Raw genomic sequence first — 14,984 nt, 5'->3', positions numbered from 1 at the left:
ATTGTGGAAATACGCGACGTCGTACTGGGCTTCGAGGAGGTCGGCCTGGACGACGCCGGACTCGTCGGGGGAAAGGGAGCCCAGCTGGGGCAGCTGTCACGGATCGAGGGGGTCGACGTTCCCGCCGGATTCTGCGTGACCACCGATGCTTTCCGTACGGTTCTGGGGGCCGTACCGTCACTCGACGAGCGACTCGACCGGCTCGCTCGGCTCACACCGGACGATCGGGATTCGATTCGCGCCTTGAGCGCCGAGATCCGTGACGCCGTCGAAACCGCGGCCGTTCCGAGCGATATCGCCGACGCCATCACGTCCCGGCTCGACGACGGCGTCGCCTACGCCGTCCGCTCGAGCGCCACGGCCGAGGACCTGCCGACCGCCTCGTTCGCCGGCCAGCAGGACACGTATCTGAACGTCGCGGGCGGTGCCGCGGTGCTCGACCACGTCCGCAACTGCTGGGCCTCGTTGTTCACCGAGCGAGCCGTGACCTACCGGTTGCGGGGCGGTGTCGACGACCGCCGGGTCGCGATGGCCGTGGTCGTACAGCAGATGGTCGCGCCCGAGGTGTCGGGGATCGCGTTCACCGCCGATCCCGTCACGTCGGACCGGACGGTCACGGTGGTGGAGGCGTGTTTCGGTCTGGGCGAGACGATCGCCGGTGGCACGGCCGACGCCGACTCGTGCACGATACGCGCCGGTGAGGTCGTCGACCGGTCGATCGCCGCGAAAACGGTGGCCGTACGCGCCGCGCCGGGCGGCGGGACCGTCCAGGAGGAGATCCCGCCGCAGCAGCGCGACCGGCAGGCACTCACCGACGCACAGGCCCTGCGGCTCGAACGGCTGAGCAGGCGGATCGAGGAGCACTTCGGCAGGCCGCAGGACATCGAGTGGTGCCTCGCGGACGACCGGTTCCTGATCGTCCAAAGTCGACCGATCACTACGCTGTTCCCGATTCCCGAGACCGCTGACGACGGGAACCACGTGTACGTTTCCGTCGGGCACCAGCAGATGATGACCGACGCGATGAAACCGCTCGGGTTGTCGGTGTGGCTGTTGACGACGCCCGCTCCGATGGTCCACGCGGGCGGCCGGCTGTTCGTCGACGTCACCGAGCGGCTGGCCTCGCCCGCCACGCGAGACGGCCTGGTCGACGCACTGGGCAGTTCCGACCCGCTGATCGGCAACGCGCTGCGAACCGTGCTCGACCGCGACGGCTTCCTTCCCCCACCGCCCGATACGGCGCAGCGGCCCACCGGTGCCGGGCCGTCGATGACGGGTTCGGTGCACATCGATCCCGACCCGGCGATCGTGGCGAAGCTGATCGCGCGCAACGAGGAGTCGTTCGCCGAGGCACGACCCCGGATCCTCACCGCGTCCGGACCGGAGCTGTTCGACGTGATCCTGGAGGACCTGGACGAACTCAGGCGGACCATGTTCGATCCGCAGAACCATCAGGCGATCACGGCCGTCATGGAGGCGACGGCCTGGCTGGGCGACCGCCTGGACGCCTGGCTGGGCGAAAAGGGGATCACGGACACGCTGACGCAGTCCGCACCGAACAACGTGACCTCGGAGATGGGGTTGGCACTGCTGGAGGTCGCGGACGTGATCCGGCCGCATCCCGAGGCGGTCGCGGTACTGCGCGAGGCCACCGGCGACGAGTTCCTGCACGAGCTGCCGAAGGTGCCGGGCGGCCGGGAGGCGCGGGACGCCATCGAGTCCTACCTGGACACCTACGGGATGCGCTGCGTCGGCGAGATCGACATCACCACGCCACGGTGGAGCGAACGGCCCTCGGCGCTGGTTCCGGTGATCCTCGGCAACATCGCCGGTTTCGACCCCGGTGAGGCACAGCGGCGGTTCGAACACGGCCGCCGGGACGCGGAACGGACGAAGCAGGACGTGCTCGACCGACTCCGGACCCTCCCGGACGGCGAGCACAAGGCCGCGGAGACCGAGCGGATGATCGACGTGCTCCGCAGCTTCATCGGCTATCGCGAGTATCCGAAGTACGGCATGGTCCGCCGCTACTTCGCGTACAAGCAGGCGTTGCTGGCCGAGGCCGACCGCCTCGTGTCCGGCGGGGTGCTGCCCGACCGGGAGGACGTCTTCTTCCTGACGTTCGAGGAGTTCCGCGACGTGGTCCGCACGCGGCACGCGGACCACGCGTTGATCGCCCGGCGCAAGGCGGAGTTCGACGAGTACCGGACGCTGACGCCGCCGCGGGTGCTCACCTCGAACGGCGAGGCCGTCGCCGGGTCGTATCGGCGCGAGGACGTGCCGGACGGCGCGCTGGCCGGGCTGCCGGTGTCGACGGGGACGATCGAGGGGCGAGCCCGCGTCGTGCTGGACATGGCGGAGGCCGATCTGCGGCAGGGAGACATCCTCGTCACCACGTACACCGATCCCAGCTGGTCACCGCTGTTCGTCTCGGCCGCGGGTCTGGTGACGGAGGTCGGCGGCCAGATGACACACGGCGCCGTCATCGCCCGCGAGTACGGGCTGCCCGCAGTCGTGGGCGTCGAGCACGCGACACAGGTCATCCCCGACGGCAGGCGCATCCGCGTCGACGGCACGCGCGGCTCGGTCGAGCTCCTCGACTAGAACAGCCGCGGGCCGCAGAAGCCACCGTGCCCACCGGTAGTCCGTTGTGGACTTTCTGAGGTCCCACGGGTGGGCACGGTGGCGACGCCGTCCTCGTTCGGGATGTGGACCGGGGCGTATCCGGCGGTGGCGGCCTGCAGCTGCAGTGACGTGTGGTGGGCGGTTCGGCTTCCGCCATCGCGTCGGGGCCCAGGTGTGGCCGCAGCACGTCGAGGAAGGCCATCCCCTGATCGCGGCAGCCGGGCTACCGCGGCAGTGTGTCGGCGTCGAGCCAGGCGGTGAAGAATCCGTCCAGTGAACGGCCCGCATGCCGGGCGGCCAGGGCGGTGAACTCGGCGGTCGTCACGGTCGAGTGACGGTGGGCGTCGGTCCAGTCGCGCAGCAGCGCGAAGAACGTCTCATCGCCGAGTTCGCCGCGCAGCGCGTGCAGGGTGAGCCCTCCGCCCTTGTAGACACGCTCGGAGAACATGCCGGCCACGCCGGGGTCGGCGATGCGCGGACCGCTCCCCTGCTGCGCCGGCGCGTCGCGCCAGCGGCGGGCGAGCGCGTCGGCGGATTCGCCGCCGGATGCTTCCGACCACAGCCATTCGGCGTACGTCGCGAAGCCCTCGTTGAGCCAGATGTGCCGCCAGTCGGCGACCGTGAGACTGTTGCCGAACCACTGGTGCGCGAACTCGTGCACGACGAGTCGTTCGTGGGTGCGCTCGCCGTCGACGTGGCCGGCGCCGAACACGGCCATGCCCTGCGCCTCGATGGGGTCGTCGAGCTCGTCGTCGGTGACCACGACCGCGTAGTCGTCGAACGGGTACGGGCCGAACCACCCTTCGAGAGCGGTGCGCATGTCCGGCTGCCTGCCGAAGTCGACGAGCGCCTTCTGCCGCAGCCGCGTGGGCACGAACAGCCGGGCCTCGCCCAGGTCGACGTCGTCGTAGTATCCGATTTGGACACTGACGAGGTACGGCGCCGTCGGTTCGGGGCGTTCGAACACCCACCTGACCGTGCTCGCCGACCTGCTGCGGTCGACGAGGCTCCCCGTCGCGACGACCGTGTACGGGGCCGGGACCTTCAGCGCGAGTCGGTAGGTGGCCTTGTCCGCGGGGTGGTCGTTGCACGGGAACCACGTGGGCGCGCCGATCGGCTGGCTCGCCACGAGCGCACCCTCGGTGAGCTCGTCCCAGCCGACGTCGCCCCACTCCGGCGACGAGATCGGTGCCGGATTCCCCGAGTAGCGGATCTCGACCGTGAACTCCGCACCCTCGGCGATCGACCTGGCCGGTTTGACGCGGAGTTTGTGCCCGCGGTGGGCGTAACGAGCATTCGTGCCGGACACCTGCACGCGGCCGATCTTGAACTCCGCGAGGTCGAGCGTGAACGCCGAGAGCGGCTGCGTGGCGACGGCGGTGATGCGGGCGGTGCCGGAGAGCCGGTTGGCAACCGGCCGGTATTCGAGGTCCAGGTCGTAGTGGCGCACGCGGTAGCCGCCGTTGCCGTGCGCGGGCAGGTACGAGTCATCGGAACGATCGGCGCCGGGTTCGGGCTGTGCTGTCACTTGTGACCCCACCCGCCTTCGTCACCCGACCCGCACTCGTCACCCCACGCGGCGATCGGGTTGCCCTGCCAGCGGGAATCGGCGGGCACGGAGTCTCCGCGGGTCACGAGCGATCCGGGACCGACGGTGGTGCGGTCGCCGATACCGCCGCCGGGCAGCACGATGCCGTGCGGGCCGAGCGTCGCGCCCTCGCCGAACTCGACGGTGTCCATACTCATGATCCGATCATGGAACAGATGGGTCTGGACGACGCACCCGCGGTTCACCGTGGCACCGTCGCCGATGCGGATGAGATCCGACTCGGGCAGCCAGTACGTCTCCACCCACGTTCCCCTGCCGATCCGCGCACCCATCGTACGCAGCCACGCGGGCAGCAGCGGGGTTCCGCCGACGCCGCCGACGAACCACGGCACGGCGAGCGTTTCGACGAACGAGTCCGCCAGCTCCGCTCGCCAGACGAACGAGCTCCACAGTGGACATTCTTTCGCGCGGAAGCGGCCCACCAGCGACCACTTCGCCACGGTCGCGGCGGCCGCCGCACCGACACCCGCGACGAACAGCACGGCACCCGACGACAGCGCGGCCGCCCACAGTCCGTACGCCGACCACACGGCCGACAGCGCCGCCACGACCAGTACCGACAGCGCTACCGAGCACATCACCGGCACGACCCGGCACAGCTCCACGGCGCCGCGCGCGATCTTCAGTCGGCGCGGCGGGTCGAACGTGCGGTCGCGAGCGCCGCTCTCGACCGCGCGCCGCAGCGGCATCGGCGGCATCCCGAGCCAGGACGAACCCTTCTTGGCCTTCTTCGGCGTCGACGAGAGCACGCCGACCAGCCCGCGTTTGGGCACCGACCGGCCGGGTGCGGTGATGCCGGAGTTGCCGAGGAACGCCTGCTTGCCGATCCGCGCGGGCGCGACGTGCAGCCAGCCGTTGCCGAGTTCGTAGGCGGCGACCATCGTGTCGTCGGCGAGGAACGCCCCACTGGCGATCTTGGTCATCTTGGGCACGGCCAGCACGGTCGACGCCTCGACACCGCGGCCCACCTTGGCGCCCAGCAGTCGCAGCCAACCGGGCGTGAGCAGGCTGGCGTACAGCGGGAACAGTGCCGATCGCGCGGCGTCCATGAGCCGTTCGGTGGCCCACACCTGCCAGGCGAGCCGGCTGTGCACGGGGTGGAAGCCCTCGCGTAGTCCGATGCCGAGCGCGCGCACGCCCACCAGTACGAGCGCCGCGTACGTGCCCAGGTACGCGAGCGCCGCGACGGGCACGAGCGCGAGCATCGGGCCGAGCGCGGCCACGAGTCCGGGGGCCTGCGCGGCGGCGGCACCGAGGATCGCGACGGCCGGCAGCGCCGCCACCGCGGACAGCACGCCGAGCACGAACGAGGCGGCGCCGTAGGCCAGTGCCCAGCGCCGGCTGCGCGCCGGTTTCTTCGACGGCCAGCGCAACGCACCCTTCGGATCGCTGGTCGCAGGTGAACCCGCCCAGCGCCTGCCCGCGGGAACGGCACCGCGCACCGTCGCGCCGGCGGCCACCTCGGCGCCCTTGCCGATGCGCGCGCCTGGCAGCAGCGTGCTCCGCGCGGCCACGCGTGCACCCGCGCCGATGCGGATCTTTCCGATGTGGACGACGTCGCCGTCGACCCAGTGGCCGGACAGGTCGGTCTCCGGTTCGACGGCGGCGCCGCGGCCGAGTTTGAGCATTCCGGTGACCGGCGGCGGGGCGTGCAGGTCCACGTCCTCGCCCACCTTCGCACCGAGCAGCCGGGCGTAGTGGGTCATCCAGGACGCACCTGTCACGTCGGTGGCCCCGGTGACGTCGGCGAGCCGTTCCGCCGCCCACAACCGCAGGTGCACCCTGCCGCCACGGGGATACCGGCCGGGTCGCAGGCCGCGCAGCAGCAGCCGGGCGCCCGCCGCCGAGATCACGATGCGGCCCGCGGGGCTGAACAGCACGAGCCACGCCGCGGCGAGCGTCCACCAGGGCACCGTGGGCGCCCAGGCGACACCGGCGACGACGCCGAGTGCCGTCGACAGTGCGGCCGCTATCGTCGTCCACCGCAGCCCGGCCACCGTCAGCAGCGGAACCAGCAACAGGCTCTGCACCAGGCCGGTCGATGCGGGCACCGGCGGGACGCGGCGACGGCGTGCGGTCGTGCCTTCGAGCCCGTCGAGCTTCTCGGCCAAATCGCCGAGTCGCGGATGGGTGTACACGTCGGTGACCGCCACGTCGGGATACCGGGTGCGGATGCGCGACACGAGCTGCGCCGCGGTGAGGCTGCCGCCGCCGCAGGAGAAGAAGTCGGCCTTCGGATCGCCGACGGTGACGCCGAGGATCGCGGCCCACCCCTCGGCCAGCCACTGTTCGGTCTCGGACAGCCCGTCGTCGCTGCCCGTCACCGATCCGGCGGGCAGCGGCCAGGGCAGCGCGGCGCGGTCGACCTTGCCGGAGGTGCGCACCGGCAGATCGTCGACCACCGCGAGGAGCGGCACGAGCGCGGCGGGCAGCTGCTCCCTCAGGTGTGCGACGGCGGCGTCGATGTCGAACCCGTCGCCGTCGCCGTCGCCGGGCAACACGTAGCCGACGAGCACCTGATTGCCCGCATCGGTCCTGCGCACGGCGGCCGCGGCACCCGCGACGCCGGGCAACGACTGCAGCGCGGCGTCCACCTCGCCGAGCTCGATCCGCCTGCCGCCGAGCTTGACCTGCTCATCGGCCCTGCCGAGGAACACGAGGCCTTCGGGGTCGGCACGCACGAGGTCGCCGCTGCGATACGCACGCTCCCAGCCGAGCGACGGCAGCGGTGCGAACTTCTCGGCGTCCTTGTCCTCGTCGAGGTACCGGGCGAGCCCGACGCCGCCGATCACGAGTTCGCCAGTGGCGCCCATGGGCACGGGCTTGCCGTCGTCGTCGACCACCGCGAGCTGCCAGCCGTGCAGCGGCAGACCGATACGGACCTGCCCCTCACCGGACAGTTGTGCCCCGCAGGCGACGACGGTGGCCTCGGTCGGCCCGTAGGTGTTCCACGCCTCGCGCCCTTCGACGGCGACGCGCGCGGCCAACTCCGGTGGGCAGGCTTCGCCGCCGAAGATGAGCAGCCGGATGTCCTCCAGCGCCTCCGCAGGCCACAGCGCGGCGAGCGTCGGCACGGTGGACACGGCGGTGATGCGGCGGTCGAGCAGCCACGGCCCGAGGTCGACGCCGGTGCGCACGAGCGCGCGTGGGGCGGGCACGAGGCAGGCGCCGTTGCGCCACGCCAGCCACATCTCCTCGCAGGAGGCGTCGAACGCCACCGACAGGCCGGCCAGTACACGGTCACCCGGCCCGAGCGGTTCGTCGGTGAGGAACAGCTGCGCCTCGGCGTCGACGAACGCGGCCGCGCTGCCGTGGCTGACCGCGACGCCCTTGGGCTTGCCGGTCGAGCCTGACGTGAAGATGATCCACGCGTCGTCACCCGGCGTGGGCGTGCCGGGCATGCCGCGCGGCTCGCCGACCCGTTCGAGCGCGCCGCCGTCACCCAGCACGACACCGACGCCCGCCTCGTCGAACACGAGCGCGGCACGCTCGTCCGGGTCGTCGATGTCGACCGGGACGTAGGCGGCGCCGACCGCGAGCGTGCCGAGGATCGCCACGTACAGCTCGGCGGTGCCCGAGGAGATGCGGATGCCCACGCGGTCGCCGACGCCGACGCCTTCGGCCACCAGCTTCGCCCGCACGGTGTCGATCTCGGCGGCCAGCGCGCGATAGGTCAGCACGGTCGAACCGTCGTCGATCGCGGGCGCGTCCTTGTGCCGCGCGATCGTGTCGTCGAGTACGTCGAGCAGCGTCCGGACGGTCGGCGCGAGCCCGGTCCGGAACACGGCGCGGGCGGCGGGGTCAGGGGCGGGCGTCGGTCCGGCAGGTCTGTCGATCGCGATCGTCACAAGCCCTCACAGGCGCTATCCGGGCCAGCTCCGGGTGAGACGGCCGAGAACGACCGGTCAGCCTACCCAGCATGAACTGCGGATATCGGACAGGTGTAGAGAGGATCACACGACAGGGGACGCCCGCGGAACGTCGCTCCGCCTGCCCGTGGACCCCGGTCGCTCCCGTACGCGGGCCGGCCGAGGCGTTGCTGATCGGTCGCGGGGTACTCGTCGATGACAGCCTCCGGTGCTACCGGATCACCGAGTGGGAGGGGTCCCGCATGCGCTCCCTGTCGCCACGCCTGACGGCGATCGTCGACGCGCTCCCGCTCACTCCTGGGATGCGTGTACTGGAAATCGGGGGCGGTACCAGCGCGGCGGCAAAGGCGGTCGCCGGACGCGTCGGTGACGGGCACATCCTGATGATCGACCGCTCGGCCACGAGCATCGACCAGGCCTGGAAGGGTGCCGCGGCGGAGATCGACGCCGGGCTGATGAGCGTGCGGCGGATCGCCGTCGAAGACTTCACGCTCCTGCCCGACGAAGCGCGCTTCGACCTGGCCTTCGCAGTCCGCGTTGGTGCCCTCGACGGGCGACACCCGGCAACGGGGCGACTCGCCCTCCGCCGAATCGCCGACGCACTCACCCCACGGGGACGGCTGTTCGTCGACGGCGGCGACCCGCTACGACGGCTGTCACTTCCGCATCGCGACACCTGATCACTGCCGGGGATCCCGTCAAGATCACATGCGGCTGGTGGGCCGCGGTGTTGCCCTGTCCGGTGGCGCCCTGTCCGGAGGTGCCCTGTCCGGTGGCGCCTCACCGCGAGGCGGATTCCCCGCCGCCGGGTGGTTCGCCCTCGGGCCACAGGCACGGCGACGACGCACCGAGCGAGAGGCTGCCGTCCTTGCTCTGCTGCACGGACATGCGGAACGCGTCCTCATCGTGTTCGACCGACACGAACCGGTCGTCGGCCGACCGCTCGTCGGCGAGCACGCGGAAACCGCCGGACGTCCAGTGGTCGTGGAGCGTGTCGACGATCTCGGCGCTCCGTTCGGCCGGAACCTCGTCGAGCCAGTACGTCCTGCCGACCTGATAGCGCCCGGCCGGCCCCTTGTCGTCGGGGTCGGTGCACTCGAGCTCGTCGTCTCGGTGCAGGGTCAGCTCCGGTGTCACGGGCAGTGCGGCGACGGCACGGTCGATGTGCTGTTGTGCCCGCTCCCGCGCCTGTTCGATCGTCAGGGTGTTCATCTGCCGCCCGCCTTCCGTACCGCCGCCGTCCGTGCTTTCACCCGAGCCGCCCGTCCCCGCGCCACCGCCGCACCCTGCCGCCAGCAGCACACCCGCGACCAGCGCGGGCAGCGCCCATCGGGTCCGCTTACGCGCGGCCGGCCGGGGATTCGGTTTCCTCATGGCCCCATCATGACGGTGACTCGCCGACCACGATGCGGCCTAGGTTGCGCAACGGTGTGGAGTTCTCGTCCCAGTACTCCGAATGCGCATCCGTCGACGTGCCGTACCACGAGTCGGTGCCCTCGCCCGCGTCGAACACCTCGGCGCCGAAGTCCTCGTTGATCGGCTGGTTGTCGTGGATGAACGGCGGGGTGTTGCGGATGACGTCGTTCTCCGCGGTCCCGGCGTAGACGTCGGCACCGTCGGCCAGGTTGAGTTCGGACACGTGGTCCGCGCCGACGCCGGGACTGCCGATGAACACGGCGTTGTCGATGTCGAGTTCCTTGTCACCCTGTGCCGCGTGTCCGACGACGGTCGACCCGTAGCTGTGGCCGATGAGCGTGTTGTTGGACGGCTGCCCCTCGTGCGTGGCACGCAGACCATCCTGAAAGGACTGTAGGTCGCCCGCGGCGTCCTCGGCGAAATCGGCCTTCGTCGCCGCGCCGAGATCCTGCGGCGCGTCGTAGCCGACCCACGTGATGGCCGCGTTGCTGCTGCCCCTTTCGGTCTGCGCTGCCTGGTCGAGCAGCGCGTCGGCCTTGTCGAGTTCGCCGCCGATCTTCGACAGGTTCGACCCGGTCCCTGGGACGGAGGTGACGACGTTGTCGGCAGTGTCGGGATTTCCGGTCGCGACGATGCCGCGGCCGTTGCCCTCGGTGGAGAAGTCGAGCAGGTACGCCTCCGGCCTGGTCTCTGTCGGTTCCCGCTCGAGGCGTTCGTGAATGGCGTCGAGCCCGCGGAGTGTCTGGTCGATCTCCTCGAGTTCGCGCGCCTCCGGTGAGTATCCGGACGGGTCGAGGTTCTCGAGTTCGTCGCGGCGTTCGTTGAGCTGCGTGTACTCCTCGGTGAACCGGATCCGGTTGGCACGGTCGCGATCCTCGGCGGGAATCCCGTCCAGGCCGCCGATGACGTCGCCGTGGGTGTAGATGGCCGATTCCTGTTCGGTGGGGCTCAACTCGTCCCACCACTGCTTGACCTCTGCGGCGGAGGCGTCGCGGGGAATGTCGGCCGGAGTCACGATGTTGCCGTCGCCGGTGGCTTCGAGTTCCAGACCCGCCGACTCCGGTGTCGCTTTGTCCAAAGCAGACACAGCCGTGCGGTCGGCCTCTTTGGCGGCTTTCAGCGCTCGGGAAATCTTCCCGGTCAGTTCCTCCGCGAGATCGGAAGCGGCCTGTTTCTCCTCGTCGCTCCGCATGTCGCCCGGCCCACCGGGAATCGCCCGCACGGTGCCGTCCGTCTGCAACCGCAGGTGCCCGTTGGAATCGACGGTCTCGGCGACGCTGTTCACGGTCTTCTGCGCCTCGGACACGGCGTCGGACAGCGTGCGCAGGGCGGGCGGGATCTTCTCGATGTACTCGGCGGCCGTGGAGTAGCCGTCGCGCACGTCGCTGATGTGAGCCCGTGCGGTGTCACCGGCGTCGCCGCTCCAGCCTTCCAGGGGGCGTGCCGCGGACGCGAGGTCGGAGTCGGTGGAGGAGAGTTCTCCCGCCAAGCGCGACCACTTGTTGGCGAGGTTGTCGAAGGACGCCGGATCGGCCGACCGCAGCTGTTCGAACGAAACCACGTCACGTCTCCGAGTGCAGGTCGGGGAGGGTGTCGAGCACGGTGTCCTCCATCTGCTCGTAATCGCTCGCGCCGTCGCGCAGCAGTCCCCCTGCGACCGCGGTGCGCTTGCCCAGGTCGTCGACGTGGTACTCCCACAGTTCGGCGAGCCCCTTCACCTTGCCCGCGGCGTTGAATCCGTCGTTGTCGTCGGCGTACACCGCGACTGCGCCGCTGAACTCGGCGACCGCTTCGCCGGCACCGTCCGCGAGCGAAACGAGCTCGTCGCCGGTGCTGACGAGTGTCTCGGGATCGACGTCGTAACCGCTCACGCCGGATGTGCCTTTCTCCAGTGGGCAGGTGGGGAGTAGAAAGTATCGAACCGGACACGGCCGCGTTGCCACTTTCGGTGAACAGCTGCCCACGACGGGGTGAGCGGTGAGGTCCGTGGCCCGCTCCGCTCTGCTGCCGGTCACCGGGTTGCGGCCGGCTACTCGACGTCTTCGGGGCGGACGCGCTCCACCAGGCCGACGCCGTTCTCGGTGAGGACCGCTATGGGCCGGTAGTCGGCGTGCGCGTCGATCGCCTGCAGCTGCAGCATCCGCCAGAGCCCGATCTCCAGCTCGACCAGGACGTCCGCAGGGTAGTGCGGACGCATCAGGTCGAGGTCGGCGTGCATCTCGGCCACGCGATCGGGATGCGGGCGCACACCCCACGCCCGGCTGGCCTTACGCCAGATCGCGATCATCTCGTCGGCGTCGACGTCGGGTTCGTCCACGACGACGTACCGCGGGCGCTCGTCGCGCTGCTCGTCCGACATCGGCGGCGTCCCCCGTCATCGCGACTCCGGTCGCGGCGAGCGTGCCTGTCCACGGCCCCGCGGTCAATATCGAACACGCTCGGCAGGAGAGGGCACGGGGCGATGCGCCGAATCTCCGCCGGCACGTCGACGGGTGCGGCATACTTCGGCGCACGCCGACGACAGCCGTCCTGGCAGCAGGAGGATTCGATGCCGAAGCCCGACGCACCGACCACGGCTTCCGACGTGCCGGCGGCAGACCGGTTCCGCAGGTGGGTGTTCGCCCGGCACGCGCATCCGGTCAGCGCGTGGTCCCGCTGGGCCACCACGCCACTGCTGGTGCTGCCGCTGTGGACGCGCGACTGGCGGCACGCGGTCCCCGTCGCGGTGTGGATGGCGGTCAACCCGGTCGTGACCCCTCCGGTGCGCGGCGACCGGACATTCGCGACGCGCGCCATCCTCGGTGAGGAACAGTGGATCGCGGACCCGAAGCAGGACCCGGGATCGAGCGGTCTCAACGCGGTCGGATCGGTCGGCCTCGCCGCCGCCGCGCTGGGTGCGTGGACGAAACGGCCGGTGCCGACGGCCCTCGGCCTCGCCTGGTCCATGACCGTGACCATGCTCAGCTGGCGCCGCTACGCCGAGCTTTACGACCGCCGGGCCGCCAAGCGCGGTTGACGCCCGTTCAGGCTTGCGACCGATCGGACGTGCCTGAGCGGCGGCGCACCGGGTGCCTCGACATGAGGGACACGCGGTTGAAAGCGTTGATGGTGACGGCCGCCCACGTGATCAACGAGACCTCGTCGTCGGTGAGGTTCGCGCGAGCCCGTGCGTACGCCTCGTCGTCGGGATGCTGCTGGGCGACCAGGGTCACGGCTTCGGTCAGTTCCAGCGCGGCCCGCTCGCGTGGGGTGAACAGGTCGGTATCGCGCCAACCCGGCAGCACGGCCAACCGCTGAGCGGTGTCACCCGCTTCGAGGGCGAGGTGAGTGTGCCGGTCGAGGCAGAAGGTGCACGCGTTGAGCTGGGACGCCCGGACGTTGACCAGTTCCAGCAGGATCGTGTCCAGGCCGATCTCACGCGCCCGGCTGCGGATCTCGGTCGCGGTCGCGGTGAGGGCCTTGAACACGGACGGTGTCTGCTTGTCGATGAAGATCCTGTCGGACATGGCTCACTCCGTCCGCTCGCGCACCGCGGCCAGCGCGTCGGTGGTGACCTTGTCGACGACGTCGTCGACCTCGTGGTGGCGTTCGAGGTACTTCTTCACGAACGGGCACACCGGCACGATGCGCAGGCCCGCGTCGCGCGTGTCGGCCAGTGCCTGACCGATCAGCTTGCTGCCCAGTCCCATTCCGCCGAAGTTCTCGCCGATCTCGGTGTGGAAGAAGATGCGCTGCCCGCCGCGATCGACGTATGCGGTGAACCCAGCCGGCTGCTCGCCGACGCTGATCTCGTACCGGTCACGGTCTCCGGCCTGGGCGACTTCCGCCGCCGGGGCATTGTCGGACATCGGTTCCCTTCGGTCGCATCGTCTGGTCCTCCTCGCACGATACGGGCTCGGTGAAGAGTGGTCCGGATGATCGGGCGGTGGCAGGAGCAGATGCGGTCGGCGACCGCGCACTGAGCCGACACTGTCGGTGGGAGGTGGTCAACTAGCCGAATGTTCGAGACTCCCGACGAGCTCCACAGCCTCCAAGTCCTGCTCGACACGTCCTGGGCCGGTTCCAGCAGCCACCTCAAATCGATCATCCGACCAGGTGAGCGGACCCTCGACGCCGAACAGGTCGTCCGCGTCTGCCAAGGCATGTGCACCCTGGCCATCGCAACGGTCACCCGGCGCGGCGAACCACGCATCAGCGGCGCCGACGGGCATTTCCTGCACGGCCGCTGGATCATCGGCACCGACCGCCAGGCCGCGAAAGCCCGTCATCTCGCGGCGCGGCCCGGCATCAGCGCGACCTTCATGCACGGCGAACAGCTCGGCATTTTCACGCACGGACACGTCGTTCCACTGAACCCCGAGGGGACGAGCAACGACCCGACTTGGCCGACCGTCCGCGATTATCTGGTCGACCACTACGACGGCGACGGCGACGATCCGTTCTGGAACGAGTCCATCTGGTATCGCATCGACCCCAGCTGGATGGTCGCTTACAGCGTCGACCCCGTCGGACTGCTCGACCAACAACCGTCAGCCTGACGAGAGCTCGCGCGGGTCCACCTCAGCCGGCCACTCCGGGGCCGGTCGAGGTCGACGCCTTCAGGAGAACACTACGTGGGATTGGCGGCCGAGCTGACTCGTACTGGCCACGTTTCGAGGGCAGTCAGTCCCGCTGTCAGTCCCATCGGACTGGCGGGAGATCAGCCGAATGGCTTGAAATCCCAGGTCAAACTATGTGGAGCTGAGGGGAATCGAGCCCCTGACCTCTGCCTTGCAAATGCGGCGTGTGGTGCGGTCCTACCTGGTTATCGCTGGCCACAGACTTACACCCGCTGCCTCGGCTGCCTCCACTGGCTCAGAAATGCTGTGTTTCGCACCCATCGTGGCTCCCATCGCGACGGCCGCTTAGCTGAGCACACCGGCGCCTGGGGCCTGCTGGACGGTCACGAACCGTTCGCGGTCTTGGGGTGGGCACGTTCGGTCAGGTGGCAGCCCGTAACCGACGACAGCGAAGTGGCCTTCTTCGTCCCGAACGAGAACTCCGCACCGTTGTCGTGGTGAGCGCTCACGAGGTGATCGTTCGGCCGGTCGACCACAGCCTTGGGCATGTCGAAGCCGTACTTGCCCATGACCTCGGTGAAGATCTCCAACGCTCGGGGCCAGTCCGCCTCCGGGATGGGGTGATCGAAGTTGGCCCAGTTGGGCATATGGATCGTCACGGCATCGAGGTCCTCATACTCCCCGGTACACCAATTCTCGGATTCCTCGTCTGTTGTCTCCCAGGAGTCCGGCAAACCGACTTCGGTGACCAGGCGACGTTGAATCTCGCGCTCGATCTCCGCGTGCTCGCTGATCACCGCCTCGATGTTCGGGCGCGCCGCAAGCTCCTGGAACGCACTCTTTGATGGCTCAGCATCCATGTCTTCCCCTTGACCTCCCGTCGAGGGCCCACTCGCACATGCCGCC

General features: G+C 69.9%; 13 protein-coding genes. 4 read left to right on the top strand and 9 right to left on the bottom strand.

Going from position 1 to position 14,984, the window contains the following annotated elements; translation table 11 throughout:
• Positions 1–3: 3 nt before the first annotated feature.
• Positions 4–2,604, top strand: a complete 2,601-nt coding sequence (gene rph / locus LY40_RS07900; RefSeq protein WP_258936392.1) for a rifamycin-inactivating phosphotransferase — start codon at positions 4–6, stop codon at positions 2,602–2,604.
• Between the two features lie 244 nt (positions 2,605–2,848).
• On the opposite strand, the gene LY40_RS07895 is transcribed toward rph, so the two are convergent.
• Both LY40_RS07895 and LY40_RS07890 read right to left on the bottom strand, forming a co-directional pair.
• A complete protein-coding gene (locus LY40_RS07895) occupies positions 2,849–4,153 on the bottom strand; it encodes a M1 family metallopeptidase (RefSeq protein WP_372497720.1) in 1,305 nt (434 codons plus the stop codon).
• Positions 4,150–8,082: a Pls/PosA family non-ribosomal peptide synthetase gene (locus LY40_RS07890; protein ID WP_258936390.1), complete on the bottom strand. Its 3,933-nt coding sequence runs from the start codon at positions 8,080–8,082 to the stop codon at positions 4,150–4,152. Before LY40_RS07890 ends, LY40_RS07895 begins: the two co-directional genes overlap by 4 nt.
• 263 nt (positions 8,083–8,345) lie before the next feature.
• Between LY40_RS07890 and LY40_RS07885 the strand changes: the two genes are divergently transcribed.
• Positions 8,346–8,783, top strand: coding sequence for an SAM-dependent methyltransferase (locus tag LY40_RS07885; protein ID WP_258936389.1), 438 nt, complete (start codon positions 8,346–8,348; stop codon positions 8,781–8,783).
• A 100-nt stretch (positions 8,784–8,883) separates the two neighbouring features.
• Here LY40_RS07885 and LY40_RS07880 read toward each other — a convergent pair whose 3' ends face one another.
• The 4 genes from LY40_RS07880 to LY40_RS07865 all read right to left on the bottom strand — a co-directional run bounded on the left by LY40_RS07880 (position 8,884) and on the right by LY40_RS07865 (position 11,878).
• On the bottom strand, positions 8,884–9,477 hold the full coding sequence (locus LY40_RS07880; RefSeq protein WP_228725984.1) for a hypothetical protein: 594 nt from the start codon (positions 9,475–9,477) through the stop codon (positions 8,884–8,886).
• A 7-nt stretch (positions 9,478–9,484) separates the two neighbouring features.
• A complete protein-coding gene (locus tag LY40_RS07875; protein ID WP_258936388.1) occupies positions 9,485–11,080 on the bottom strand; it encodes an alpha/beta hydrolase in 1,596 nt (531 codons plus the stop codon).
• Between the two features lies 1 nt (position 11,081).
• A complete protein-coding gene (locus LY40_RS07870; RefSeq protein ID WP_183780920.1) occupies positions 11,082–11,390 on the bottom strand; it encodes a hypothetical protein in 309 nt (102 codons plus the stop codon).
• A gap of 158 nt (positions 11,391–11,548) precedes the next feature.
• Positions 11,549–11,878: a hypothetical protein gene (locus LY40_RS07865; protein WP_258936387.1), complete on the bottom strand. Its 330-nt coding sequence runs from the start codon at positions 11,876–11,878 to the stop codon at positions 11,549–11,551.
• Between the two features lie 189 nt (positions 11,879–12,067).
• Here LY40_RS07865 and LY40_RS07860 point away from each other — a divergent pair, with 189 nt between their 5' ends.
• Positions 12,068–12,535 (top strand): DUF6653 family protein, encoded by a 468-nt coding sequence (locus LY40_RS07860; RefSeq protein ID WP_258936386.1) that lies wholly within the window; start codon positions 12,068–12,070, stop codon positions 12,533–12,535.
• Between the two features lie 7 nt (positions 12,536–12,542).
• On the opposite strand, the gene LY40_RS07855 is transcribed toward LY40_RS07860, so the two are convergent.
• Positions 12,543–13,025 (bottom strand): carboxymuconolactone decarboxylase family protein, encoded by a 483-nt coding sequence (locus LY40_RS07855; protein WP_258936385.1) that lies wholly within the window; start codon positions 13,023–13,025, stop codon positions 12,543–12,545.
• Between the two features lie 3 nt (positions 13,026–13,028).
• Positions 13,029–13,367: a GNAT family N-acetyltransferase gene (locus LY40_RS07850; protein WP_258936384.1), complete on the bottom strand. Its 339-nt coding sequence runs from the start codon at positions 13,365–13,367 to the stop codon at positions 13,029–13,031.
• Between the two features lie 150 nt (positions 13,368–13,517).
• On the opposite strand from LY40_RS07850, the gene LY40_RS07845 reads away from it, so the two are divergent.
• The gene (locus LY40_RS07845; RefSeq protein WP_258936383.1) at positions 13,518–14,057 is read left to right on the top strand and encodes a pyridoxamine 5'-phosphate oxidase family protein; all 540 of its coding nucleotides are present in this window, start codon (positions 13,518–13,520) and stop codon (positions 14,055–14,057) included.
• 404 nt (positions 14,058–14,461) lie between these two features.
• Here the strand turns inward: LY40_RS07845 and LY40_RS07840 are convergent, their stop codons facing one another.
• Complete coding sequence (locus tag LY40_RS07840) at positions 14,462–14,938, bottom strand: LppA family lipoprotein (RefSeq protein ID WP_258936382.1); 477 nt, start codon at positions 14,936–14,938, stop codon at positions 14,462–14,464.
• Between the last annotated feature and the right edge of the window lie 46 nt (positions 14,939–14,984).

This window comes from Prauserella salsuginis (assembly GCF_024648885.1).
Classification (GTDB): domain Bacteria; phylum Actinomycetota; class Actinomycetes; order Mycobacteriales; family Pseudonocardiaceae; genus Prauserella; species Prauserella salsuginis.
The sequence above is the reverse complement of the archived record's forward strand: the minus strand, read 5'-3'. Positions and strand labels throughout refer to the sequence as shown.